Annotated in this window: 17 protein-coding genes and 1 pseudogene; 11 read left to right on the top strand and 7 right to left on the bottom strand. The window is 73.2% G+C overall.

The features are described 5' to 3' along the window. Positions 1-199: 199 nt before the first annotated feature. Complete coding sequence (locus AB0873_RS29485) at positions 200-817, bottom strand: DUF4126 domain-containing protein (RefSeq protein WP_366603801.1); 618 nt, start codon at positions 815-817, stop codon at positions 200-202. A gap of 126 nt (positions 818-943) precedes the next feature. Here AB0873_RS29485 and nucS point away from each other — a divergent pair, with 126 nt between their 5' ends. Next, a complete protein-coding gene (gene nucS / locus AB0873_RS29480; protein WP_155330538.1) occupies positions 944-1,603 on the top strand; it encodes an endonuclease NucS in 660 nt (219 codons plus the stop codon). 9 nt (positions 1,604-1,612) lie between these two features. Here nucS and AB0873_RS29475 read toward each other — a convergent pair whose 3' ends face one another. Next, positions 1,613-3,109 (bottom strand): aldehyde dehydrogenase family protein, encoded by a 1,497-nt coding sequence (locus AB0873_RS29475; RefSeq protein ID WP_366603799.1) that lies wholly within the window; start codon positions 3,107-3,109, stop codon positions 1,613-1,615. Between the two features lie 285 nt (positions 3,110-3,394). On the opposite strand from AB0873_RS29475, the gene AB0873_RS29470 reads away from it, so the two are divergent. The 5 genes from AB0873_RS29470 to AB0873_RS29450 all read left to right on the top strand — a co-directional run bounded on the left by AB0873_RS29470 (position 3,395) and on the right by AB0873_RS29450 (position 8,378). Continuing rightward, on the top strand, positions 3,395-3,877 hold the full coding sequence (locus AB0873_RS29470) for an FHA domain-containing protein (protein WP_366603797.1): 483 nt from the start codon (positions 3,395-3,397) through the stop codon (positions 3,875-3,877). Positions 3,878-3,986: 109 nt separating this feature from the next. After that, a complete protein-coding gene (locus AB0873_RS29465; RefSeq protein ID WP_366603796.1) occupies positions 3,987-5,045 on the top strand; it encodes an alpha/beta hydrolase in 1,059 nt (352 codons plus the stop codon). 223 nt (positions 5,046-5,268) lie between these two features. Then, the gene (locus tag AB0873_RS29460; protein ID WP_155330542.1) at positions 5,269-7,059 is read left to right on the top strand and encodes a 3-hydroxyacyl-CoA dehydrogenase family protein; all 1,791 of its coding nucleotides are present in this window, start codon (positions 5,269-5,271) and stop codon (positions 7,057-7,059) included. Between the two features lie 115 nt (positions 7,060-7,174). Then, a complete protein-coding gene (locus tag AB0873_RS29455) occupies positions 7,175-7,501 on the top strand; it encodes a hypothetical protein (RefSeq protein WP_366603794.1) in 327 nt (108 codons plus the stop codon). A gap of 70 nt (positions 7,502-7,571) precedes the next feature. Continuing rightward, complete coding sequence (locus AB0873_RS29450; protein WP_155330544.1) at positions 7,572-8,378, top strand: alpha/beta hydrolase; 807 nt, start codon at positions 7,572-7,574, stop codon at positions 8,376-8,378. Positions 8,379-8,452: 74 nt separating this feature from the next. Here the strand turns inward: AB0873_RS29450 and AB0873_RS29445 are convergent, their stop codons facing one another. From AB0873_RS29445 to mce, 5 genes are all read right to left on the bottom strand, one after another. Then, positions 8,453-9,742: an AI-2E family transporter gene (locus AB0873_RS29445; RefSeq protein ID WP_366603792.1), complete on the bottom strand. Its 1,290-nt coding sequence runs from the start codon at positions 9,740-9,742 to the stop codon at positions 8,453-8,455. A gap of 153 nt (positions 9,743-9,895) precedes the next feature. Further along, positions 9,896-12,193 (bottom strand): hypothetical protein, encoded by a 2,298-nt coding sequence (locus tag AB0873_RS29440; protein WP_366603790.1) that lies wholly within the window; start codon positions 12,191-12,193, stop codon positions 9,896-9,898. 165 nt (positions 12,194-12,358) lie between these two features. After that, positions 12,359-13,603, bottom strand: coding sequence for a DivIVA domain-containing protein (locus tag AB0873_RS29435; protein ID WP_155330546.1), 1,245 nt, complete (start codon positions 13,601-13,603; stop codon positions 12,359-12,361). Between the two features lie 289 nt (positions 13,604-13,892). Then, positions 13,893-15,248: a crotonyl-CoA carboxylase/reductase gene (gene ccrA / locus AB0873_RS29430; RefSeq protein WP_155330547.1), complete on the bottom strand. Its 1,356-nt coding sequence runs from the start codon at positions 15,246-15,248 to the stop codon at positions 13,893-13,895. Positions 15,249-15,540: 292 nt separating this feature from the next. Next, the gene (mce, locus tag AB0873_RS29425) at positions 15,541-16,005 is read right to left on the bottom strand and encodes a methylmalonyl-CoA epimerase (RefSeq protein WP_366603788.1); all 465 of its coding nucleotides are present in this window, start codon (positions 16,003-16,005) and stop codon (positions 15,541-15,543) included. Positions 16,006-16,067: 62 nt separating this feature from the next. Here mce and AB0873_RS29420 point away from each other — a divergent pair, with 62 nt between their 5' ends. The 5 genes and pseudogenes from AB0873_RS29420 to AB0873_RS29400 all read left to right on the top strand — a co-directional run. Next, complete coding sequence (locus tag AB0873_RS29420) at positions 16,068-17,267, top strand: acetyl-CoA C-acetyltransferase (protein ID WP_366603786.1); 1,200 nt, start codon at positions 16,068-16,070, stop codon at positions 17,265-17,267. Between the two features lie 100 nt (positions 17,268-17,367). Then, positions 17,368-18,369, top strand: coding sequence for a methylmalonyl Co-A mutase-associated GTPase MeaB (gene meaB / locus AB0873_RS29415; RefSeq protein WP_155330550.1), 1,002 nt, complete (start codon positions 17,368-17,370; stop codon positions 18,367-18,369). Positions 18,370-18,471: 102 nt separating this feature from the next. Then, positions 18,472-20,160, top strand: a complete 1,689-nt coding sequence (locus AB0873_RS29410; protein WP_155330551.1) for a methylmalonyl-CoA mutase — start codon at positions 18,472-18,474, stop codon at positions 20,158-20,160. A 187-nt stretch (positions 20,161-20,347) separates the two neighbouring features. Beyond that, positions 20,348-21,262, top strand: coding sequence for a tetratricopeptide repeat protein (locus tag AB0873_RS29405; RefSeq protein WP_366603784.1), 915 nt, complete (start codon positions 20,348-20,350; stop codon positions 21,260-21,262). A gap of 69 nt (positions 21,263-21,331) precedes the next feature. Continuing rightward, positions 21,332-22,267 (top strand): annotated as a pseudogene (locus AB0873_RS29400) (arginase family protein); the annotation flags it as partial. Between the last annotated feature and the right edge of the window lie 554 nt (positions 22,268-22,821).

Here is a 22,821-nt window from a genome sequence, read left to right as displayed (position 1 = left end):
CGCCCAGACGGTGCAGGTGTCGGCCTACCCGTTCCACTACGCCCAGTGGGAGACCCAGGCCGCCGACCTCGTCGCCGAGCACTGGAACAGCTGACGCCGAACACCACGCTGGCCGGCACCCGGACCCGGGTGCCGGCCAGCGGCGTCTCCACGCCCGGCCGGCGCTCCCGACGGGGGCACCGGCCGGCCGCGTACCGGATCAGACGCGGAAGCCCGCGGCGCGGGCCGCCTCCCGCTCGCGGCGGCGGTCGGCGCGGCGGCGACGGAACCCGAAGCCGACCAGCGCCAGGCCCAGCAGGAACGCCAGAACGAGGGCCGGCAGGACGATGGCGACCACCGACATCACCACGCTGGTGGCGTCCTCGGCGGTGCTCGCGACCGGCGCACCGACCCCGCCCGTCGTCGCGTTGACGACCGGCCGGGCCGCGGACTTGAGCAGGTGAACGCCGAGCGCGATGAGGACGCCGGTCACCACCGGCACCCACTGGTTCGACGAGAAGAAGCTCGCCGGGTCGCTCACCGTGACCGTCTCGGAACTCGCGCCGGCCCCGAACGCCAGACCGCCCGCGGTCGGCCGGACCACGGTCTGGACGACGTCGTTGACGTGGTCGACCACCGGGACCTTGTCGGCCACCACCTCGATCGCGAGCAGCACCGCCAGGATGGTGAGCACCCAGCCGTTGCCGAGCCACTGCCACCCCGAGGGCAGGTCGATCAGGCTGGTGTAGCGGGCCAGCAGACCCATGGTGAGCAGGGGGATGTACGCGTTCAGCCCCGCCGAGGCGGCGAGGCCGGTACCGGTGAGCACTTCGAGCACCGTTTCAGCATCGCACCGGCACGCCAGTGGCGCTCGCTGCGTCGGCGGCGGGCGGCGGACGGGAAACCTCACTCGCCCCGGGGTTGCCCGACAGCCTCCGGGCCGGCCCTCCGCTACCCTCGTCGGGTGCGGTTGGTGATTGCGAAGTGCTCGGTGGACTATGTCGGACGGCTCTCGGCCCACCTGCCGCCGGCCACCCGGCTGCTGATGGTGAAGGCGGACGGGTCGGTGTCGATCCACGCCGACGACCGGGCGTACAAGCCGCTGAACTGGATGAGCCCGCCGTGCCGGCTGGAGGAGGCGCCGGGCGTCTGGCGGGTGGTCAACAAGGCCGGCGAGGAGCTGCGGATCACCCTGGAGGAGGTTTTCCAGGACACGTCGTACGACCTGGGGGTCGACCCGGGGCTGCGCAAGGACGGCGTGGAGGCGCACCTGCAGGAGCTGCTGGCGGCCAACCCGGAGACGCTGGGCGAGGGCTTCACGCTGGTGCGCCGGGAGTACATGACGGCGATCGGGCCGGTCGACCTGCTCTGCCGGGACGCCAGCAACGCGGCCGTCGCCGTCGAGGTGAAGCGCCGCGGTGAGATCGACGGCGTGGAGCAGCTCACCCGCTACCTGGAGCTGATGAACCGCGATCCGCTGCTCGCACCGGTCAGCGGCGTCTTCGTGGCACAGGAGATCAAGCCTCAGGCACGCGTTCTCGCGACCGACCGCGGCATCCGCTGCGTGGTCGTCGACTACGACAAGCTCCGCGGCATCGAACGCGACGAGCTGACCCTCTTCTGAGCCGGCGGCTCAGCGGCCGTACATCATCTTGACGACCTTGACCAGGCGGGCGACGTCGGCGTCGGTGCGGTCGAAGGTCATCGCCGGCAGCAGCGACCGGGCCCGGCGGCGGGTGATGGCCTTGGCCCGCGCGAACTCGCGCAGCCCGTCCTCCCCGTGGATGCGCCCGAAGCCGGAGTCGCCCACCCCGCCGAAGGGCAGGGTGGACATCCCGGCGAAGGTCAGGGCCGAGTTCACCGAGGCCATCCCGGAGCGCAGGCGGCGCGCGAGCGCCACGGCCCGCCGCCGGCCGAAGACCGAACCCCCCAGGCCGTACGGGAGGGCGTTGGCGAGCGTCACCGCCTCGTCGGCGTCACGTACGCGGTTGATGGTCAGCGTCGGGCCGAAGGTCTCCTCGCGGACGGCGGCCGAGTCCTCGGGGACGTCCACCAGGACGGTCGGCCGGACGTAGGGCGGTTGTACGGCCTCGGCGCCGCCGAGCACCGCGCGACCGCCCCGGGCCAGCGCGTCGTCGATGTGCCGGCGGATCACGTCGAGCTGGCTCGGCATGGTGATCGGCCCGATGTCCGCGCCGTCGGCGCCGACGGTGAGCCGGCCGGCCCGCTGGACCACCTTGTCGACGAAGGCGTCGAAGACCGGCTCGACGGCGTACACCCGCTCGATGCCGATGCAGGTCTGGCCGGCGTTGGTGAGCGAGCCCCACACCGCCGCGTCGGCGGCGGCGTCCAGGTCGGCGTCGGCGTCGACGATCATCGCGTCCTTGCCGCCCGCCTCGATCAGGACGGGGGTGAGCGACTCCGCGCAGGCGGCCATCACCTTCCTGCCGGTGGCGGTCGAGCCGGTGAAGGCGACCTTGTCCACACCGGACCGGCACAGCGCCGCGCCGACGTCGCCGAGCCCGTGCACCGCGCTGAACACCGGCTGCTCGTCGACGACCTCGGCGAACGTGTCGACCAGCCACTGCCCGACGGCCGGCGTGTACTCGCTGGGCTTGAGCACGACGGTGTTGCCGGCGGCCAGCGCGTACGCGACGGAGCCGATCGGGGTGAAGACGGGGTAGTTCCACGGGCCGATCACGCCCACCACGCCGTGTGGCTGGTACTCCAGGTGGGCGGAGAACTCCGCCAGCACCAGTCGGGACCGTACCCGGCGCGGCCCGAGCACCCGCCGGGCGTTGCGGGCGGCCCAGTCGACGTGCTCGACGGCGGTGACGATCTCGACGATCGCGTCGGCGGGCGGCTTGCCACCCTCGACGTGCACCAGCTCGGCGAGCTCTTCGATCCGCTTGGCGAGCAGCGCGCGCCAGCGCAGCAGCCGCTCCCGGCGACCGGTGAAGCCCAGCCCGGCCCACCAGGGGGCCGCGGCGCGGGCGCGGGCAACCGTCGCCTCGACATCCGCCACACTGGCGACGGGCAGGCGCCCGGCCTCCGCGCCGGTCGCCGGGCTCGTCGACACGAGCCGCCCGTCCTCGATGATCGGGGTCCCCGGGACATGCACAGCCGTCATGGCGGAAGTCTAGACCCGAGGATTACTCGCCGGTAGGGGCGTGCGGGGTGGTGACGCCGGCGGCACCGAGCCGTTGAACGGAGCGGGCACCTGACCCGTGTCATGGGGCGGGGCCGCGACGGGTGAGGTGCACATCCCTCGATACCGGACATCGGAGACCGAAAAACGGAACACGAGGTGTCCGGCTGGCGACAGGGAGATGGCCGCCCGGGCGGTGAAGACGACTACCGTGTGGTGGCAGGCTGACGCGTGGGGTGACCGTGCGGGGTGGAGGGCGGACTGTCCATGGAGGAGCATCCGGAGTTTCTGCCGTTGTTGACGGTGGCCGGCGGGCCGATGCGGGGGCTGAGCTTCCGGCTCGGGCGGGGCCGGCTGGTGATCGGACGGGCGCCGACGGCGGACGTCGTCCTGACCGACGCGCACCTGAGCCGACGGCACGCCGAGATGTGGCTCGCTCCGGAGGGAGCATCGGTGGCAGACCTCGGGTCGACCAACGGCACCTGGCTCAACGACCGGCGGATCATCGGGGTGGAACGGCTCGCCGACGGCGACGTGATCCGGATCGGCCGTACCGAACTCCGGGTCTACGACCCGGGGGTGGCGCTGACCGACCCGGTCGGGCTGACCTTCGGCCTGGCGCGCCGGGACCACCGGCCGACCCTCCCGCTGCCGATCGCCACTCCGGAGCGTCCGGCCGCTCCCGAACTGCCGGCCGCGGCGCAGCCGGTGGCCGCCGTCCCGGAGCCGGCCGACGCCGTGCCCGCCTGAGCAGTGGCGGAACCCGGCCGGCCGGGTGAGGACGCCACATGTCCGACGACCGCGTCATGTCGGTGCGGCCCATGGACGGGCGGGTGGACGGGCTGGCAGCATGCCGCGGATGGAGAGCCAGCAGCAGGTCGTCACGGCGAACGGGATCACCCAGGCGGTGCGAGTGGCCGGGCCGCCGGACGGCGTACCGGTGCTGCTGATCCACGGCAACTGCTCGTCCGCCCTCTTCTGGGAGCCCCTGGTGCGCCGGCTGCCGGGCAACCTGCGGGTCATCGCGCCGGACCTGCGCGGCTACGGGGACACCGACACCGCGCCGGTCGACGCGACGCGAGGGCTGGCCGACCTCGCGGACGACGTCGCCGCCCTGCTCGACCACGGGTCACTCCTGCCGGCCGGCGCGCGGCCGGTGGTCGTCGGGCACTCGCTGGGCGCGGGAGTGGCCATGCGGCTGCTGGTCGACCACCCCGACCGGGTGGCCGGGCTGCTGCTGGAGGCGCCCGTCTCGCCGTACGGCTTCGGCGGCACCCGCGACCTCGACGGCACCCCGACCACGCCCGACTTCGCGGGCACCGGCGCCGGCACCGCCAACTCGGACTTCGTCCGCCGGCTGGCCGGCAAGGACCGCGGCGACGACGCCCCGACCAGCCCGCGGGCGGTACTACGCAGCGCGTACGTCGCCGATCCCGCCTCGCTCGGCGACGACGAGGAGCTGCTGCTGGACACCGTCCTGTCCACCGCCACCGGCGAGGACAACTACCCGGGAACCGCCGAGCCGTCCACCAACTGGCCGGGGACCGCCCCCGGCCGGCGCGGAGTACTGAACGCCCTGGCGCCGGCGTACTTCCGGATCGCCGACGAACTGGTCGCCGTCCCCGGGAAGCCGCCGGTCACCTGGGTACGCGGCGACGCCGACGTGATCGTCTCGGACACCTCGCTGTTCGACCTGGCGCACCTGGGAGCGCTGGGCGTGGTGCCCGACTGGCCGGGGGAGGCGGACTGCCCGCCGCAGCCGATGGTCGGGCAGACCCGGGCGGTGCTGGAGCGGTACGTGGCGGCCGGCGGCGCGTACCGGGAGGTGGTGCTGCCCGGCTGCGGCCACAGCCCGCACATCGAGCGGCCGGCCGAGTTCGTCGCCGAACTGCTCGCCCTGGTCGACCGTCGGCGCTGACGCCCGCCGTCCGGGATCGGCGGCACCGGACGGCCGTGCCGAGGCGACCGGAGAGCGGCCGGCGGCGCCGCCCGGAACCGGCCGGCCGGCCGGCGTCCATCGACGGCGGCGGAGCCGTGAAATATCCCACGGCGTCTCGACAACCATGCGTCACGTGGCAGACTCCGCTTAACTTAGCGGCCGTTCATGTCGGCTGCGCGGAGCGAACCAGGGGAGGCCGGTCGTGGCGCGCGAGTTCACCAGTGTGGGTGTGGTGGGTCTGGGCACCATGGGTGCCGGCATCGTCGAGGTCTTCGCCCGCAACGGCATCGACGTCGTCGCGGTCGAGGTGTCCGAGACCGCGCTGGAGCGCGGCCGGGTCACCCTGACCGGCTCGACCGACCGGGCGGTGGCCAAGGGCAAGCTGGCGGAGGCCGACCGCGACGCCCTGCTGGCCCGGGTCAACTGGCAGGTCGGGCTGGACGCGCTGCGCTCGGTCGACCTGGTGATCGAGGCCGTCCCCGAGCACCTGGACCTGAAGCAGCGGATCTTCGCCGAGCTGGACCGCGTCTGCAAGCCGGAGACCATCCTCGCGACCAACACCTCGTCGCTCTCGGTCACCGAGATCTCGGTGGCGACCACGCGCCCCAACCAGGTCATCGGCATCCACTTCTTCAACCCGGCACCGGTCATGAAGCTGGTCGAGATCGTCCGCACCGTCGTCACCTCGTCGGAGGTGGTCGCCGACGTGGAGGCGCTCTGCGAGCGGCTGGGCAAGGTCGACGTGACGATCAGCGACCGGGCCGGGTTCATCGCCAACGCGCTGCTCTTCGGCTACCTCAACCACGCCGTCAGCATGCTGGAGTCGCGGTACGCCACCCGCGAGGACATCGACGCCGCGATGAAGCTCGGCTGCGGCCTGCCGATGGGGCCGCTCGCGCTGATGGACCTGATCGGCCTGGACACCGCGTACGAGATCCTCGACACGATGTACCGGCGCGGCGGCCGGGACCGCCGGCACGCCCCGGTGCCGCTGATCAAGCAGATGGTCACCGCGGGGCTGCTCGGCCGGAAGTCCGGCCGCGGTTTCTACACCTACGAGCGGCCGGGCTCGCCGGTGGTCGTACCCGACGAGCAGACGCCCGTGACCACGGAGTCGGCGCTCGCCGACGGCGCCCGCGGCACCGCGAAGGTCGGCGTGGTGGGCTCCGGCACGATGGCCACCGGCATCATCGAGGTGTTCGCCAAGGCCGGGTACGAGGTCGTCTCGGTGACCCGGGGCGCGGAGAAGTCCGCCAAGGTCTTCGAGGCGGTCAAGACCTCGCTCAACAAGGGTGTCGTGCGTGGCAAGCTCAGCGAGGCCCACCGGGACGCCGCCCTGGGCCGGATCACCTGGTCGGCCACCCTGGAGCACCTGGCCGACGTCGACCTGGTGGTCGAGGCCGTCGTCGAGGAACTCAGCGTCAAGAAGGCGCTGTTCGCCAGCCTGGACGAGATCTGCAAGCCGGGCGTGGTGCTGGCCACCACCACCTCGTCGCTGCCGGTGATCGACGTGGCGATGGCCACCCAGCGGCCGGCCGACGTGGTGGGCCTGCACTTCTTCAACCCCGCGCCGATCATGCCGCTGGTGGAGATCGTGCAGACCATCCGCACCTCGCCGGAGACCACCGCCACTGCCAAGGCGGTCTGCGCGAAGCTGGGTAAGACCGGCGTCGTCTGCGGGGACCGGTCCGGGTTCATCGTCAACGCGCTGCTCTTCCCGTACCTGAACGACGCGGTGAAGATGCTGGAGGCCAGCTACTCGACGGCCGACGACATCGACCACGCGATGAAGCTGGGCTGCGGCTACCCGATGGGCCCGTTCGAGCTGCTCGACGTGGTGGGCCTGGACGTGTCGCTGGCCATCCAGCGGGAGCTGTACCTGGAGCTGCGCGAGCCCGGTTTCGCGCCCGCACCGCTGCTGGAGCACCTGGTCACCGCCGGGTACCTCGGCCGCAAGACCGGCCGCGGCTTCCGCGACCACACCCGCCGCTGAGGTGTAAGGAAGGGCCCCCTGTCAACGCCTGGTGTAGGTGAAGGTGCCCTTCTTGACACCGCAGGGCACCGGCCGGTGAGCGGGCCGCCGCCGGCCCGGCCGTACGCTGGGATGCGTGAGTCCCCGTCGCAACCGACCCCGCCGTGACGAGAGCGCACACCTGGACTCCGAGCGGGTACGCCAGGGCGTCGCGTCGGTCCAGCAGTGGCGGGACGGCGACTGGCAGGTTCGGGGCATCACCGGCGGGGCGTCGGTCAAGACGTACCGTTGCCCCGGCTGCGACCAGGAGATCCGGCCGGGCGTGGCGCACGTCGTGGCCTGGCCGGCGGACGGCCGGGGCGACCTGACCGACCGCCGGCACTGGCACAGCGGCTGCTGGCGGGCCCGGGACCGGCGTTCGCCGGTCGTGCAGCGCGGTCGCAGCGCGCCCCGCCACGGGTGAGCGGGCGATCTGGATCACCGTGTTTCCGCCCGGACGGGCGGCCGCGCCGGTGGCGCGGGAGACTGGACGGGTGAGCACACCCATCCGCGCCTCGTCGATCCTGCCCGGCCGCCGGGAGGAGATCGAGCTGCACACCGCCGACGGTTTGCGCCTGGTCGGTGAGCTGGCCCGCCCGGCCGACCGCGAGCCGGTGGCGACGCTCGTCTGCCTCCACCCGCTGCCCACGCACGGCGGGATGATGGACAGCCACATCTTCCGCAAGGCCGCCTGGCGTCTGCCGGCCCTGGCCGACCTGGCGGTGCTGCGGTTCAACACCCGGGGCACCAGCAGCGTGCGCGGCACCAGCGAGGGCGCCTTCGACAACGCCGTCGGCGAGCGGTACGACGTCGCCGCGGCCATCGAGTACGCGGAGTTCCACGAGCTGCCCGACATCTGGCTGCTGGGCTGGTCGTTCGGCACCGACCTGACCCTCAAGCACGGCTGCGACCCGGCGGTGACCGGAGCGATCCTGCTCTCCCCGCCGCTGCGGTACTCCACCGCGGAGGACCTGGCCCGGTGGGCCGGTGCCGGCAAGCCGCTCACCGCGCTGGTCCCGGAGTTCGACGACTACCTGCGGCCCGACGAGGCCCGCGAGCGGTTCGGGGCCGTGCCGCAGGCCGAGGTGGTCGGCGTGCCCGGTGCCAAGCACCTCTGGGTCGGCGACGCCGAAACCGTGCTCGACGAGATCGTCCGGCGGGTCAACCCGGCCGTGCCGGTGCCGCTGCCGACCACCTGGGACGGCCCGATGGAGACGGGCGACGTCAGCGCGTACGCCGACCGCACCGTCGCCGCCTTCGCGGACCGTCCGGTGCCCCGCCCGGAGACCGGCACCGACTGACGACCAACGCTGGCGGCCGGACCGGGAACAGCGCCTCCGGCGCGCTGCGAACGCGACAGCCACTGTCGATCGGCTCAGCGCCGGTCCTGGCGGGGGAGGACCACCTCCCGCAGGACCAACTGGATCGCCGCGACCGTCGGGATCGCGATGAGGGCTCCGATCACGCCCACCAGCGCGACCCCGAGCAGCGCGGCGACCAGGGCGGCCACCTCGTTGACCTGGACCGACCGGCGCATGATCTTCGGGTAGATCAGGTAGTTCTCCAACTGCTGGTAGATCAGGAAGAAGACCGCGCAGGCGATCCCCACCGGGAGGCCGGTGGCGAAGCCGACCACGGTCACGATCACCGCGCCGAGGGTGGCGCCGATCTGCGGGATCAGGTCGGTCACCGCCACCACCACGGCCAACGCGAACGGGTACGGCAGCCCCACGATCAACGCGAACACGAACGTGGACGTCCCGGCGAGCACCGCGATGGCGAGCGCGCCGACGATGTAGGCGCCGACCTTCGTGATGATCTCGTCGCCGATGAGCTGGACCCGCTGCCGACGGGACCGGGGCACCAGCGCGTACGCGAGTGCCCGCAGCCGGTTGAAGTACGCCAGGAAGTAGATGGTGAGCACCAGCACGGTCAGCGTCCGGAAGACGGTGCCGAAGATGAGCTGGGCGCCACCGAGCACCCCGCCGAGCGCCCGCCCCACCACGTCGGCGCTCGCCGCGTTCCGCACCCGCTCCATCAGGCCGTACCGCTCGACGAGTTCGTTGATCGTCTCGTTGCGCCGCAGCGACTCCAGGTAGCTCGGGAACTGCTCGACGAACTGGCCGGACTGGGTGACGACCGGCGGCACCAGGGCGAACACGCCACCGCAGAGCAGCAGCAGGACGGTCAGGGCGACCACCGTCACCGCGAGGCCGTGCGGCAGCCCGAGCAGGCGCAGCCGCGCCACCGCCGGGTACAACCCGACCGCGAGGAAGAGGGCGATCACCACCAGGACGAGGACGCCGGCGGCGTTGCGCAGCCCCAGGAAGAGCGCGTACGCCAGCAGCACGCCGAGCCCGCCGGTGAAGCCGACCAGGAAGCTGCTGCGCCGCAACGGCCGCCCCGGTGTGCCGAACCGTCCCGAGCCGTTGTCCGGCGGGGCGTCGTCCGGAGCGTCCGAACCGGTGGGCGCGGAGCCGCCGGCGTGCGTTGCGCCCGGGTCGTCGTCCGGGGCGGGGCCGTCCGGCAGCGTCGGGTCGGGGTCGGGGTGCGGCGGGTCGTCGGGCCCGGACCGGGCGTTCGGGTCGGTGACGCCGTCCGGCCCCGGCGGCCGACGATCGGGGCGGTCGGCCGGCTGGTGCGACCCCGGTTCGCGCTGTGCCACCGGACCTCCCGAGGATCAGGCTCCGGCGACCGCCGGAGAACCCCGACACCGGCCCGCGACTGCGGGGCCCACCGGGAGCGTAGCCGCCCCGGCCGGCCGGCAGCAGATCGTGGCGCGCCCGGCCTCCCCGGGGACCGGCCCCGTCCGGGCCGGTCAGTCCTTCTCGACGACGACCTTGCTCGGCTTGGCGCCGCGCTCGTCGGTGGTCGGCTTCGCGGGGCGGTTGCCGTTCTCACCGGCGCTGGTGATCTTCGCGCGTGCGGCGTCCCGGCCGCCCTCGCCCGGCACGGCCGCGACGGTCGGTTCGCCGTCCACCCCGGCGCTGGCGGTGCCGCCGTCCTTGGTGGTCACCGACACCACCTTGTCCCGGTCCGGTGCTCCGGTGGCCGGCTCGATCCGCCCACGGGCGGGCTGGCCGGCCTCGGCCGGCTCGACCTTGCCGGCGTCCGACCGGCCCCGGTCAGCCGCCTCCGGCTGCGACGTCGAGATGCCCCGTGCGTCGGTGGGCGACGTCGTGGCAGCCCCGGCACGCGCTACCGCCGCAGAGCCCTTCGCGGAACCCGCACCGTCACCGGTGACCGGTGCCGCGGCGCCCTTCGCCGGCCCCGCACCGTTGCCGGTGACCGGCGCCGCGGTGGCCTTCGCCGGGCCCGCACCGTCGCCGGAGACCGGCGTCGGGGGCCGGACCGTGACCGCCGCCGTCACGCCGTCGGAGCCGGGCCTCCCGGCCCCGGTCGGTGCGCCCGCCAGCTCCAGCCGCAGCTCGGTCACCTGCCGCTGCAGCTCGTCGGACTCCTGCCGCGAACGCCAGGTCTCCTGCCGCAGGTCGGCGAGCTGCTGCTGGGCCTGGGCGATGTCCAGCATCACCTGCGCGAGCTGCTGGCGGCCGGCCGCCGCCTCCTGCTGCGTGGCGGCGAGGTGCTGCTGCGTGGTGGCCAGGGCCTGCTGGGTCGTGGCCGCGTACTCCTCGAACTGCCGCCGGGACGTCGCGACGTGCTCGTCGGCCGTGCGCCGCTTCTCGGTGGCCTCCGCCTCGGCCCGGCTGAGCAGCGCCGTCGCCTTCTCCTCAGCCTCGCGGCGCATAGTCAGGGCGTCCTGCTCGGCGGCCTGGCGGATGTCGGCGGCCGCACCCTCGATCTCGTTCTTCAGGGCGGTGTACCGCGACTCCAGCTCGGCGCGCCGGGTCTCGAAGCCGGACTCCAGCTCGGCGCTGCGCGTCTCGAAGCCGGACTCCAGCTCGGTGCGGCGGGCCGTGAAGCCGGACTCCAGCTCCTGCTGGCGCGACCGGTGCTGCTTCTCCAGCTCGACCTGCCGCGTCTTGTACTGCTTCTCCAGCGCATCGCGGCGCTCGGCGAACTCGTGGTCGGCGGCGGCACGCCGCTGGGTCAGCTCGCGGTCGGCCGCCTCGCGTCGGCTGTTGACCTCCTTCTCCACGCCGGCCCGCCAGGCCCCCAGCTCCTGCTGCGTCTGGGCGCGGGCGTGCTGCACGTACGCCTCGGTCTCGGTGCGCATCCGCTGGACGTACGCGTCGGTCTCCGCGCGCTGGCGCTTCGCGGCCTCCGCCGCCTGCGTGGTGAGCCGCTCCGCCTCCTGGCGGGCCTTGTTGCGGGTGGCCCGGCCGGCGGTGCTGGCGTCGTCGATGATCTGCTTGGCCTCCTGCTGGGCCTTGGCGTGGGTGGCCCGGCTCGCCTCGGTGGCCTGCTCGACGAGGCGCTTGGCCTCCTGCTGCGCCTTGGCGTGCACCTCCTTCGCGGCCTCGCGCAGCTCCGTCGCCTCCTGCTGGGCCTTGGCGTGCGTCTCCTTCGCGGCCTCGCGCAGCTTCGTCGCCTCCTGCTGGGCCCGCGTGTGGATCTCCTTCGCGGTGTCCCGCAGATGGGTCGCCTCCTGCTGGGCCTTCGCGAGCGCCTCCTGCGCGGCCTTGCGCAGCCGGGCCGCCTCCTCGGTGGCGGCCTTGACCGCGGCGTCCGCCTCGGCCCTGCGAGCGGCGGTCTGCCGGTCCTCCTCGGCGCGCCGGGCGGCGAGCGCGATCTCGAAGTCCTTGAGGGCCTTGGCCGCCTGTTCCCGCGCCTCGTCGATGATGTGCTCGGCGGCCGCCCGACGGGCCTCGATCTCCTCGTTGGCGGCGGCGAGGATGTCCTCGGCCTGCTCCTCGGCCAGGGTCAGGATCTGCTCGACCCGCGGGCCGAGGTGGCGGAACGCGGCGCGGTCGACGACGCCGACCTGTTTGCGTACCTGGGCGAGATCCCGCTGGAGCACCTCGACCTGGCCGGCAAGCTTGTGGATCTGGGTGTAGGCCTGTTCCCGTTCGGCGGTCAGGGTGGCGATCTCGTGCTCGGCGCGAGCGACGTACCGGTCGACCTGTCGTTTCTCGTACCCCCGCAGCGCGGACTCGAAGCTGGGCTCCGTGGTCACATCCCCGCCGAGAGCGAACAGTTCCTCGCCGTGCGACATGCCCCCATCCTCACACGCAACGGCCCCTCCTGGGGCGATACGGACGCGTCGGATGGGAGCGGCTTCACCGCGCCGGTTTCACGTGTTGGGAAACGCGTAACGGCGCGGGGGGCACCGGTCACCCGGTGTCACCCCGCGCCGTAGATCATGCCCCGGTCGGGCCGGTCAGCTGGACGCCTCGGCGGTCGCCCGCGCCTCCGTACCCTCGGTCTTCGCCTCCGGCTTCGCGGCCGGAACGCCCGGCACGATGCCGGCGAGCCCGGACAGCATCTGACCGAGCTGGGACGTGACGGCGTCCTTCTGGCGGGTCAGGTCCTCGACCTCGCGGCGCGCCGCCTGCGTGGTGAGCTCGGCCTCCGTGCGGGCCTCGGTCAGCAGGCGCTGCGCCTCGGCCTTCGCCTCGCTGAGGGTCTTCTCGGCGTGCGCCCTCGCCTTCTCCACCGTCTCGGTGGCGGTGCGCTCCGACTCGACCCGGCGGGCCTCGGCCCGCTGCTCGATCTCCTTGGCCCGCTCCTGCGCGGCCCGCGCCCGCTGCTCCGCCTCGCTGACCAGCTTCTGGGTCTGCGCGACCTGGGTGGCGTGCCGCTCCGACTCCTCACGCTCGGCCTTCTCGCGGCGCTCGGCGAGCTGCAGCTCCAGGGCCTGCAGGTCCTTGTCGCGCTTGTCCCGCGCGTCGGTGAGGAGCTTGGTCGCCTCGGCGCGCTTCTCCTCGGCCTCGCGGGCGGCCTTCGCCCGCTGCTGGGTGATCTCCCGCTCGGCCGTCGCGCGGAGCGTGGCCACCTCCCGCTCGACCGTCGACTTCAGCTCGGCGACCTCGTGCGCGGTGACCGTGCGCAGCTGCTTGGTCTCCCGCTCGGCGTCGGCGCGCAGCGTCTCGGCCTCGCGGCGGGCCTGGACGCGGACCTCGGCCGCCTCCCGCTCGGCGGCGGTGCGGACGTTGCCCGCCTCGCGCTCTGCGGTGGCCTTCATCGCCGCCGCCTCGGCGCGCGCCTTGTCGGTGATCTCCCGCGCCTCGAGGCGGGCGGCGGAGAGGATGCCCTCGGACTCCCGCTTGGCGTCGTTGCGGTGGTCGTTGGCCTGCTCCTCGGCGAGCCGGAGGATCTGCTCGACGCGGGTGCCCAGGCCGGAGAGGGTCGGCCGGCTGTTCTCCTCGAGCTGCTTGTTGGTCTCGGTGAGCTTCTGCTCCAGGGCGCCCATGCGCTGCTCGGCCTGGCGAAGCCGGCGCTGGGCGTCGTTCATCCGCTGCTCGGCCTCGGCCCGCGCCTGCTCCGACTGGGTCAGTGCGGCGGTCAGCCGGCCGATGAAGTCGTCCACCTGGCCGGTGTTGTAACCGCGGAGGCCGACAGTGAAATCGGGCTGGGTGTTCGCGTTATCGAAGAACGCAAGAGGGGAGGACTGTTGCTGGGGCATTGGGACATACTGGCAGACGCCCCGGGGTCCTTCGCAAGAGCGTCCGCGAGCTTTCGTGTCCTCTTTACATGGTTAACTCGGTGGCGTTCGTGGGGGCCGGACCGGCCGGCGATCTTGGCAGCTCCCGGCCGCGGCGGAGATCCTGCGGCGGGGCACGGAAAAGGGCCGCGGAGAAGACCCCGCGGCCCTTTCTCGTCGTGACCTCGTACCACTCGAATGGCGGCCGGCGCGGCCGGTGGAAAGGCAATCACCGGTCACCGCAATGGTCGCCGGCGCCTCGTCCGTACGGTCAGTGGCCGCGGAACCGGTTGATGCGCTCTTCGTGCCGCGCGCGGAACTCCGGGTCGCGGACGCCGAGCCCGTCGGCCGGGGCGAGGCAGCGGACGCCGACCTTGCCCTGGTGCGCGTTGCGGTGCACCTCGTACGCGGCCTGGCCGGTCTGCTCCATCGCGTACGTCTTCGAGACGGTGGGGTGGATCTTGCCGAGCGCGATGAGCCGGTTCGCCTCCCACGCCTCCTTGTAGTTGGCGAAGTGGCTGCCGACGATCCGCTTCAGGTGCATCCACAGGTAGCGGTTGTCGTACTGGTGCTGGTAGCCGCTGGTCGAGGCGCAGGTGACGATCGTGCCACCCTTCTTGGTCACGTAGACGCTGGCGCCGAAGGTCTCCCGGCCCGGGTGCTCGAAGACGATGTCCGGGTCCTCACCGCCGGTCAGTTCCCGGATCCGCTCGCCGAAGCGGCGCCACTCGTCCTGGTCCTGGGTCTGCTCGTCCTTCCAGAACCGGAAGCCCTCGGCGGCCCGGTCGATGACCAGCTCGGCGCCCATTTTCCGGCACAGCTCGGCCTTGTCCGGCGAGGAGACCACGCAGACCGGGATGGCGCCGCCGTTCAGCGCCATCTGGGTGGCGTAGCTGCCGAGGCCGCCGGAGGCGCCCCAGATCAGGACGACGTCGCCCTGCTTCATGTTGGCGCCGTGGTGGGAGACGAGCTGCCGGTACGCGGTGGAGTTGACCAGGCCCGGACTCGCCGCTTCCTCCCAGCTCAGGTGGCGCGGCTTCGGCATGAGCTGGTTGGCCTTGACCACGGCCAGCTCGGCGAGGCCGCCGAAGTTGGTCTCGAAGCCCCAGATCCGCTGCTGCGGGTCGAGCATCGTGTCGTCGTGGCCGGCCGCGTCCTCCAGCTCCACCGAGAGGCAGTGCGCGACGACCTCGTCGCCCGCCTTCCACCGGGTCACGCCCGGGCCGGTCCGCAGGACGACGCCGGCCGCGTCCGAGCCGACCACGTGGTACGGCAGGTCGTGCCGCTTGGTGAGCTCGGAGAGCCGGCCGTAGCGCTGGAGGAACTTGAAGGTCGACACCGGCTCGAAGATGCTGGTCCAGACGGTGTTGTAGTTGATCGCGCTCGCCATCACGGCGACCAGCGCCTCCCCGGGGCCGAGCTCCGGGGTGGGCACCTCCTGCACGTGCAGCGCCTTGCGCGGGTCCTTGTCCCGGGACGTCATCCCGTCGAACATCCGCGCCTCGTCGGCACGCACGACGACGCCCCGGTAGGACTCCGGTACCGGAAGTCCGGCGACGCCGGCCAGCTCGCGCTCCGGTTGCGCCGAGCCCTCCGCCGCCATGATCGCTTCGAGGATGTCCTGCACGTCGACCTCCCGTTCGTCCGCACCCGCGCGTCGCGGGCACGGGTGCTGCCATCGTCGGCGCCGGTGCGGCCGCTCCACCATGTCGGCATCCGACACATCCGGCACCGGCCGCGCTGCTGTGGGGCCGGACGTTACTGAACGGTAGCTAGAGTCGGAAGTCCTCTGTGAAAAACCGCATCGGCCGATGCGTGAAGCTGCCCGGGTGAGCGGTGAACCGCGCAGCGCCGTGCTCGGCGGGGTGTTAAGAGGGGCCCCCTGCTATGCACGAGGCGTTAACAAGGGGCCCTTCCTTTCAGGCGGGTTCGACCAGCTCGACCAGGATGTTGCCGGCGTCCTTGGGGTGGACGAAGTTGATCCGGGAGTTCGCGGTGCCCCGCTTCGGCTCCTCGTACAGCAGCCGGACGCCGCGCTCGCGCAGCTTCGCGCAGGCGACGTCGATGTCGGCCACGGTGTACGCCACCTGCTGCACCCCGGGCCCGTTGCGGTCGAGGAACCGCCCGATGGTGCTCTCCGGGCTCAGCGGGGCGAGCAACTGCACACAGCCGCCCTCGCTGGTCGGGCCGACCGCCAGCATCGCCTCGCGGACGCCCTGCTCCTCGTTGGTCTCGGTGTGCACGCAGCGCATCCCGAAGGTGCGCTGGTAGAAGTCGATCGCGGCGTCCAGGTCGGGGACGGCGACGCCGACGTGGTCGATGCGGCGCAGCCCGATGTCTGTGATGTAGTCCGCAGCGGACTCGACGGGGGAGTTCTCAGCCATGGCGCTAGTCTGGCCGAACAATCGTTAAGGCGTACAGGTCGGCACCCCCCTCGGAGGCAGGTATGGCTTCGGTGATCGTCAGCGGCGCTCGGACCCCTATGGGGCGCCTGCTGGGCAACCTCAAGGACCTCCCCGCGACCCGGCTCGGCGGCATCGCCATCAAGGCGGCGCTGGAGCGCGCCGGCGTCGCCCCCGAGCAGGTCCAGTACGTGATCATGGGGCAGGTGCTCCAGGCCGGCGCCGGCCAGATCCCGGCCCGCCAGGCGGCCGTCGAGGCGGGCATCCCGATGTCCGTGCCGGCCCTCACCATCAACAAGGTGTGCCTCTCCGGCCTGGACGCGATCGCGCTGGCCGACCAGCTGATCCGGGCCGGCGAGTTCGACGTCGTCGTGGCCGGCGGCATGGAGTCGATGACCAACGCCCCGCACCTGCTGCTCGGCCAGCGCGGCGGCTACAAGTACGGCGACGTGGTGATCAAGGACCACATGGCGCTCGACGGTCTCTCCGACGCGTGGGACTGCTGCTCGATGGGCGAGTCGACCGAGCGGCACGGCACCACGAAGGGCATCAGCCGCGAGGAGCAGGACGCCTTCGCCGCGGCCAGCCACCAGCGCGCCGCCGCCGCCCAGAAGAACGGCCACTTCGCCGACGAGATCACCCCGGTGGTCATTCCGCAGCGCAAGGGCGACCCGCTGGTGGTAAACGAGGACGAGGGCATCCGCCCGGACACCACGGCCGAGTCCCTGGCCAAGCTGCGCCCGGCCTTCACCAGGGACGGCACCATCACCGCCGGCAGTTCGTCCCCGATCTCCGACGGCGCCGCCGCCGTGGTGGTGATGAGCAAGGCCAAGGCGAAGGAGCTGGGGCTGACCTGGCTGGCCGAGATCGGCGCGCACGGCAACGTCGCCGGCCCGGACAACTCGCTGCACTCGCAGCCGTCCAACGCGATCCAGCACGCGCTGCGCAAGGCCGGCCTGGGCGTCGACGACCTCGACCTGATCGAGATCAACGAGGCGTTCGCCCAGGTGGGCATCCAGTCCACGCGGGACCTCGGGATCAGCCCGGAGAAGGTCAACGTCAACGGCGGCGCCATCGCGCTGGGCCACCCGATCGGCATGTCCGGCGCGCGGCTGGTGCTGACCCTGGCGCTGGAGCTGAAGCGGCGTGGTGGCGGCACCGGCGCGGCGGCGCTCTGCGGCGGTGGCGGCCAGGGCGACGCCCTGATCATCCACGTTCCGGCCGGTGCCGAGAGCCAGGAGTGAGCATGGTCCCGCGAGCCCCGCGGGCCTGGTGCGGAAGGGGCACGGTGGGCGAGAGTGAATCGGGCCCACCGAGCCCGCAGTCGTGAACGGAAGAGGTGCGGTGACTGACGCCGTCGACGACGCCCCGGCCGCGGCGACGCCGGTGCGCCGCAGCCGGGACGTACCCATGCTCGTCGAGCGGGCCCGCGCGGGTGACCCCCGCGCGGTGGCCCGGCTCATCACGCTGGTCGAGTCCGGCGACGAGGCGTTGCCGCGCATCGCGGCGGCGCTCGCGCCGTACGCCGGTCAGGCCCAGGTGGTCGGCCTGACCGGCTCACCCGGCGTGGGCAAGTCCACGACCACGAACGAGCTGGTCCGGGCGCTGCGGGCGCGTGGCCACCGGGTCGGGGTGCTGGCCATCGACCCGTCCAGCCCGTTCACCGGCGGGGCGATCCTCGGCGACCGGGTCCGCATGCAGGACCACGCCACCGACCCCGGCGTCTACATCCGCTCGATGTCCAGCCGCGGTCACCTGGGCGGGCTCTCGGCGGCCACGCCGCAGGCGGTCCGGGTGCTGGAGGGCGCCGGCTGCGACGTGGTGCTGGTGGAGACCGTCGGCGTCGGGCAGGCCGAGGTGGAGGTCGCCTCGCTCGCGGACACCACGCTGGTGCTGCTCGCGCCCGGGATGGGCGACGCCATCCAGGCGGTGAAGGCCGGCATCCTGGAGATCGCCGACGTCTTCGTGGTGAACAAGGCCGACCGGGACGGCGCCGACGCCACGGTCCGCGACATCCAGGGCATGATCGCCCTGGGCGAGCGGGGGCCGGGGCAGTGGCGGCCGCAGGTGGTGCGGGCGGTCGCCGCGCGCGGCGAGGGGATCGACGACATCGCCGCCGCGATCGACAAGCACCGCGGCTGGCTGGTCGAGCACGGCGAGCTGCGCCGCCGGCAGGAGGCGCGGGCCGCCGCCGAGATCGAGGCGATCGCGCTCGGCGCGCTGCGCGACCGCATCGGCTCACTGCGCGACGGTACGGAGCTGCCGGCGCTCGCCGCCAAGGTGGCGGAGGGGTCCCTGGATCCGTACGCGGCGGCCGACCAGTTGCTGACCCAGATCGCCTCCTGACGAGGGGGCACGTTACCCGCCGGTACGAACTTCCTTAGCGATCGTTCAGGTCGGGGCTCTACACTCGGGGTGCAGTCGAGGACTCGAGGAGGAGCCCCGCGGATGAACGCCGACGAGATCGCCGCCGGACGGGCACGCTGGCAGGCCCGCTACGACGCCGCGCGCAAGCGGGACGCCGACTTCACCACCCTCTCCGGGATGGCCGTCGACCCGGTCTACGGGCCGCCGGAGGGAGTGGCCTGGCCGGGCTTCGAGCGGATCGGCTGGCCGGGCGAATTCCCGTACACCCGGGGGTTGCACCCGACCGGCTACCGCGGGCGGGCCTGGACGATCCGGCAGTTCGCCGGCTTCGGGAACGCGCGGCAGACCAACGAGCGCTACAAGATGATCCTGGGCGCGGGCGGCGGTGGCCTGTCCGTCGCGTTCGACATGCCCACCCTGATGGGCCGCGACTCCGACGACCCGCAGTCGCTCGGCGAGGTCGGGCACTGCGGCGTCGCCGTCGACAGCGCCGCCGACATGGAGGTGCTCTTCGACGGCATCGACCTGGCCGGCGTCACCACGAGCATGACCATCTCCGGGCCCGCCGTGCCGGTGTTCTGCATGTACCTGGTCGCCGCCGAGCGGCAGGGTGCCGACCTGTCGAAGCTGGACGGCACGCTCCAGACGGACATCTTCAAGGAGTACATCGCGCAGAAGGAGTGGCTCTTCGACCCCGAGCCGCACCTGCGCCTCATCGGCGACCTGATGGAGTACTGCGCCCGGGAGATCCCGCGCTACAAGCCGCTCTCCGTCTCCGGCTACCACATCCGCGAGGCCGGCTCGACCGCCGCGCAGGAGCTGGCGTACACCCTCGCAGACGGGTTCGGGTACGTCGAGCTGGGCCTTTCGCGCGGGCTGGACGTGAACGTCTTCGCGCCGGGACTGAGCTTCTTCTTCGACTCCCACGTGGACTTCTTCGAGGAGATCGCCAAGTTCCGGGCGGCCCGCCGGATCTGGGCCCGCTGGCTGCGCGACGTCTACGGCGCCACCAGCGAGAAGGCTCAGTGGCTGCGGTTCCACACGCAGACGGCCGGCGTTTCGCTGACCGCCCAGCAGCCGGTCAACAACGTCGTCCGGACGGCCGTGGAGGCCCTCGCGGCGGTGCTCGGCGGCACCAACTCGCTGCACACCAACGCCCTCGACGAGACCCTCGCGCTGCCCACCGACGAGTCGGCCGAGATCGCCCTGCGTACCCAGCAGGTGCTGATGGAGGAGACCGGGGTGACCAACGTGGCCGACCCGCTCGGCGGGTCCTGGTACGTCGAGGCGCTCACCGACCGGATCGAGGCCGAGGCGGAGGAGATCTTCGCCCGGATCAGGCAGCTCGGCGGCGACGGGCCGCACCAGATCGGGCCGATGACGTCCGGCATCCTGCGCGGTATCGAGGACGGCTGGTTCACCGGGCACATCGCCGAGTCGGCCTTCGCGTACCAGCAGGCGCTGGAGAAGGGCGAGAAGAAGATCGTCGGGGTCAACTGCCACACCAGCACGGTCGCCAAGGACCTGGAGATCCTGCGCATCTCGCACGAGGTGGAGCTGGAGCAGCGCCGGGTGCTCGCCGAACGGAAGGCGACCCGGGACGAGGCGGCCGTCAAGACGGCGCTCGATCGGATGGTGGCGGCCAGCCGTACCGACGAGAACATGATCCCGGCGATGCTCGACGCGGTCCGCGCCGAGGCCACGTTGGGCGAGATCTGTGACGCCCTCCGCGCCGAATGGGGCGTCTACCGGGAGCCCGCGCGCTTCTGACCCCCTTGCGCCCCCGCGATCGTGCCCTTGCTGCCGAGGCGAAAGCCCCCGTAAGCCGCGAACCGGCGACCGGAAGCGCACCATCGCGGGGGTGCGGTGGGACGGGCCCTGAGCTGGGGTGAGAACTGTGACCTTCGGCCTCGCCGATGAAGGGAGATCGGCGTAGCGCGTGCGAGACTAGATAACCATGAGCGACCCACGGATCACCTCGTCGATCTTCACCCGCGGCGCGGTCGACCTCAGCGCGCTGCGCACCCCCGCCCCCACCCCGGCCTCCGCGCCCGTCCAGTCCGGCCCACCGGCCGGCGCGCCCGGCGGCGCCCCCGCCAGCGCCGTCACAGTCGTCGACGTGACCGAGGCGACGTTCCAGGCCGAGGTCCTCGAACGGTCGCTCAGCACACCCGTCGTGGTCGACTTCTGGGCCGAGTGGTGCGAGCCCTGCAAGCAGCTCTCCCCGGTGCTGGAGCGGCTGGCCGTCGAGGGTGGCGGCGCCTGGGTGCTCGCCAAGGTCGACGTGGACGCCAACCCCCGGCTCGCGCAGATGTTCCGCGTGCAGGGCATCCCGATGGTGTACGCGGTCGTCGGCGGCCAGCCGGTCGACGCGTTCTCCGGAGTGGTGCCGGAGGCCCAGCTGCGGCAGTGGATCCAGGCGATCCTCAAGGCCGGCGGCGTGACCGTGGCCGAGCCCGCCGACCCCCGGCTGGACGAGGCCGACGACGCGCTGATGAGCGGCGACCTCGACGCCGCCGAGCGCGCGTACCGGAAGATCCTCGCCGAGACCCCGTCGGACGTCGCGGCGGAGGCGGGGCTCGCCCAGGTCGGGCTGGCCCGCCGGGTCGCCGGCGCGAATCCGCAGGCGGCGCTCGCCGCCGCGGCCGCGGACGCCGACGACGTCGGCGCGCAGCTGCTGGCCGCCGACATCGAGGTGCTCAGCGGCATGGCCGAGCAGGCCTACCAGCGCCTCGTCGGCCTGGTCCGCCGCACCGCCGGTGACGACCGGGAGAAGGTACGCCAGCACCTGGTGGGCCTCTTCACCATCGCCGGCCCCGACGACCCCGCGGTGGCCTCGGCGCGCCGGGCACTGGCCAGCGCCCTCTTCTGACCCTGACCACGCCAGCGCGGGCCGGTGCACCCCGGCCGGCCCGCTCCGACACCTCGAGGACGGGAGCCCATGATGCGCCGGATCGCCGTCCTCGACGCGCCCAGCAACCTGGGCCTGCGCCCGCCCACGCCCACCTCGGTGCCGGGCTGCGCCAAGGCCCCCGGCGCCCTGCGCGACCACGGGCTGCTCGCCCGGCTCCGCGCGCGTGACGCCGGCTGCCTGACCCCGCCCCGGTACGACCCCGGCGACTGGCGGCCCGGCGACGGCGTGTGCCACGCCCATGAGATCGCCGACTACTCGGTGGCGCTCGCCGAACGGATCGGGGCGATCATCGACCGGGGGGAGTTCCCGCTGGTGCTCGGTGGGGACTGCTCGGTGCTGCTCGGCTCGGCGCTGGCGATGCACCGGCTCGGCGAGGCGGTCGGCGGCCGGATCGGGCTGGTCTTCGTCGACGGCCACTCCGACTTCCGGCACCCGGGCAACGCCTCGTACGTCGGCGCGGCGGCCGGCGAGGACCTGGCTCTGGTCACCGGCCGGGGGCAGGCTGACCTGGCGGCCATCGAGGGGCGGCGCCCGTACTTTCGGGACATCGACGTGGTGGTGCTGGGCATCCGCGCGCAGGACGAGTACCGGCTCGACCTCCAGGCCGCCGGGATCACCACCCGGCCGGTGCCGGCGCTGCGCGCCGAGGGCGCGGCCCGCACCGCCCAGTGGGCGCACGAGCAACTCGCCGACTGCGCCGGCTACTGGGTGCACGTCGACGTGGACGTGCTCGACCCGGCGGTGATGCCGGCGGTCGACGCCCCCGATCCCGGCGGCATCGCCTTCGCCGAGTTGGAGATCCTGCTCGCCGGCCTGGTCGACACCCCGCACTGCCTCGGCGTCGAGCTGACCGTCTTCGACCCCGACTACGACCCGGACGGGTCGTACGCCGCCGAGATCGTCAACACACTCGTGGCCGGTCTGCGGCCGGTCTCCGCGCCGGGATCGGTGCCGCCCCGGCTGCTGCCCGAGGCGCCCGCCGCGCCCGCGCCACGGCGGGGTACGGCGCGTACCACGGCCGACCCGGAATCCCTGCCCGCGCCCGGGCCCGCGCTCCTCGGCGGCCGGGAGAATGCCCGGCGGGAGTCGGCGCCCGTTCCCGAGCCGCACGCCGACGGGCGGGAGTCGCCGGCCGTTCCCGAGCCTCGCGTCGACCCGCGGACGTTGCCGGCGGTTGCCGGGCTGCGCTCCGACCGGCGGGAGCAGCCGGCCGTTCCGGACGACGACCGGCGGGAGCGGCCCGGCGTGCCGGAGATCCCGCCCGCCGACCGGCTGGAACTGGTCGGGCCGCCCGCCTCGGCGGGGCCCGGCCTGCTGCGCCGTACGCTGCCGCCGGGCTTCGACCCGGGCGGTGACGGCCGGCCGGCGACCGACGACGACCCGCCGCAGGCGGCGGCCGGCGCCGTCTGACCGCTCCCCGTCCGCCGCTGGCGGAATGATCGACTCGACGCCGCCGACCCGGGGCCTGGCCCTGATCGGGGATCCGGACGCGCCGGAAGCCGCCCGGCTGCGCATCA

Origin of the sequence: Micromonospora sp. NPDC047707, assembly GCF_040704235.1 — a bacterium.
Taxonomy (GTDB): domain Bacteria; phylum Actinomycetota; class Actinomycetes; order Mycobacteriales; family Micromonosporaceae; genus Micromonospora.
The sequence above is the reverse complement of the archived record's forward strand: the minus strand, read 5'-3'. Positions and strand labels throughout refer to the sequence as shown.

Coding starts and splice junctions, on each gene's coding strand:
- AB0873_RS29470 (WP_366603797.1), top strand. CDS start 3,395: ATGGAGGAGCATCCGGAGTTTCTGCCGTTGTTGACGGTGGCCGGCGGG.
- AB0873_RS29475 (WP_366603799.1), bottom strand. CDS start 3,109: ATGACGGCTGTGCATGTCCCGGGGACCCCGATCATCGAGGACGGGCGG.
- AB0873_RS29435 (WP_155330546.1), bottom strand. CDS start 13,603: ATGCCCCAGCAACAGTCCTCCCCTCTTGCGTTCTTCGATAACGCGAAC.
- AB0873_RS29420 (WP_366603786.1), top strand. CDS start 16,068: ATGGCTTCGGTGATCGTCAGCGGCGCTCGGACCCCTATGGGGCGCCTG.
- mce (WP_366603788.1), bottom strand. CDS start 16,005: ATGGCTGAGAACTCCCCCGTCGAGTCCGCTGCGGACTACATCACAGAC.
- AB0873_RS29405 (WP_366603784.1), top strand. CDS start 20,348: ATGAGCGACCCACGGATCACCTCGTCGATCTTCACCCGCGGCGCGGTC.
- AB0873_RS29440 (WP_366603790.1), bottom strand. CDS start 12,193: ATGTCGCACGGCGAGGAACTGTTCGCTCTCGGCGGGGATGTGACCACG.
- AB0873_RS29465 (WP_366603796.1), top strand. CDS start 3,987: ATGGAGAGCCAGCAGCAGGTCGTCACGGCGAACGGGATCACCCAGGCG.
- AB0873_RS29410 (WP_155330551.1), top strand. CDS start 18,472: ATGAACGCCGACGAGATCGCCGCCGGACGGGCACGCTGGCAGGCCCGC.